Origin of the sequence: Agromyces binzhouensis, from assembly GCF_004135055.1 — a bacterium.
Lineage (GTDB): Bacteria > Actinomycetota > Actinomycetes > Actinomycetales > Microbacteriaceae > Agromyces > Agromyces binzhouensis.
This window is the reverse complement of the sequence record NZ_SDPL01000670.1, coordinates 1-1,064: the sequence shown is the minus strand read 5'-3', so window position 1 is coordinate 1,064 and position 1,064 is coordinate 1. Positions and strand designations below refer to the sequence as shown.

Genomic DNA, 1,064 nt, shown 5'->3' with positions numbered 1-1,064 from the left:
CGCGGTCGACCGCGGCGCCCAGCAGGCGCGACCGGTCCTCGGCGCTCACGCGCGCCGGCGGCCGGATGCCGCGTCGATCTCGTCGCGGCGCAGGCCCACAAGGCGGCGCACCGCCTCCTCGGGCAGCTGGTGCTCCGGGGTGAACCGGATCGTGCCCTTCCTGCGATCGAAGCCCTCCAGCACGTCGGCGGCCTCTTCGATCACCGCCGGGCTGAACGGGTACAGCCCGATGTGCGTCTTCGCCTCCACGACGGCGAGCAGCGGCTTTCCGGCGTACCGGAGCGCGGGCATCCCGTAGCTCCGGCCCTCCTCGACGTCGGGCACGACCTCGCGCGCGATGAAGAACACGCCCTCGATGGCCGATCGGGCCGGCTCGTGGAGCCCGGCGACGTACTCGGCGACCTCCCCCATGCGGGTCATCGTACGCGCGCGGTGCGGGCGCGGCATCCGTGCGGTCGCGTGGCGCGCGGTCTACCCTCGTCGCAGGGGGGTCGCATGATCCGGCAGCGCGTCATCGTCCACGGCCGCGTCCAGGCGGTCGGCTTCCGGTTCAGCGCGCGCGTCGAGGCGCAGCGACTCGGGGTGTCGGGCTGGATCCGCAATCGCAACGACGGCGCGGTCGAGGCCGAGATCGAGGGGGAAGCGGCATCCGTCGATGCGATGCTCGCGTGGCTCGACGAGGGCCCGCCGGGCGCCGAGGTCACCTCGCTGAGCACCGCCGACCTCGCCCCGACCGGCGAGCGCGGCTTCCGTGTGCTGAGCTGAGGTCGGCGAGCGGATGCCGCGGGCGGACGCCATCCGTCGCGCGTCGCGGCCCCTCGACGCCCGGGGCTACGGGAGGTTCCCGCTCAACGTCGCGACCCCGAACGCGAGGGCGGCTCCCCCGACGCCGAGCACCAGGACCGTGACGATGGCCGCGACGGACACCGGCAGCCCGCGAGTGCGCCTCGGGACCTCGAAGCCCATCGGCGCGGTGCCGTCCGATCCGACCGGCTGGGGACCGGTCCCGGCGTCGCGGGGCGCGACCTCCGCGCCCGGCACGCCGCCGACGACCGGCGTGGGCG

3 protein-coding genes are annotated in these 1,064 nt (G+C 75.5%); 1 reads left to right on the top strand and 2 read right to left on the bottom strand.

Translation table 11 applies throughout. The features are described 5' to 3' along the window. Nucleotides 1–45: 45 nt before the first annotated feature. Nucleotides 46–411 (bottom strand): iron chaperone, encoded by a 366-nt coding sequence (locus ESO86_RS17525; RefSeq protein WP_129236019.1) that lies wholly within the window; start codon nt 409–411, stop codon nt 46–48. An 84-nt stretch (nt 412–495) separates the two neighbouring features. On the opposite strand from ESO86_RS17525, the gene ESO86_RS17520 reads away from it, so the two are divergent. After that, nucleotides 496–765: an acylphosphatase gene (locus ESO86_RS17520; protein ID WP_129236018.1), complete on the top strand. Its 270-nt coding sequence runs from the start codon at nt 496–498 to the stop codon at nt 763–765. A 66-nt stretch (nt 766–831) separates the two neighbouring features. Here ESO86_RS17520 and ESO86_RS19535 read toward each other — a convergent pair. Then, a partial coding sequence (locus ESO86_RS19535) for a hypothetical protein (RefSeq protein ID WP_165308336.1) occupies nt 832–1,064 on the bottom strand: 233 nt, incomplete at its 5' end.

Coding starts and splice junctions, on each gene's coding strand:
- ESO86_RS17525 (WP_129236019.1), bottom strand. CDS start 411: ATGGGGGAGGTCGCCGAGTACGTCGCCGGGCTCCACGAGCCGGCCCGA.
- ESO86_RS17520 (WP_129236018.1), top strand. CDS start 496: ATGATCCGGCAGCGCGTCATCGTCCACGGCCGCGTCCAGGCGGTCGGC.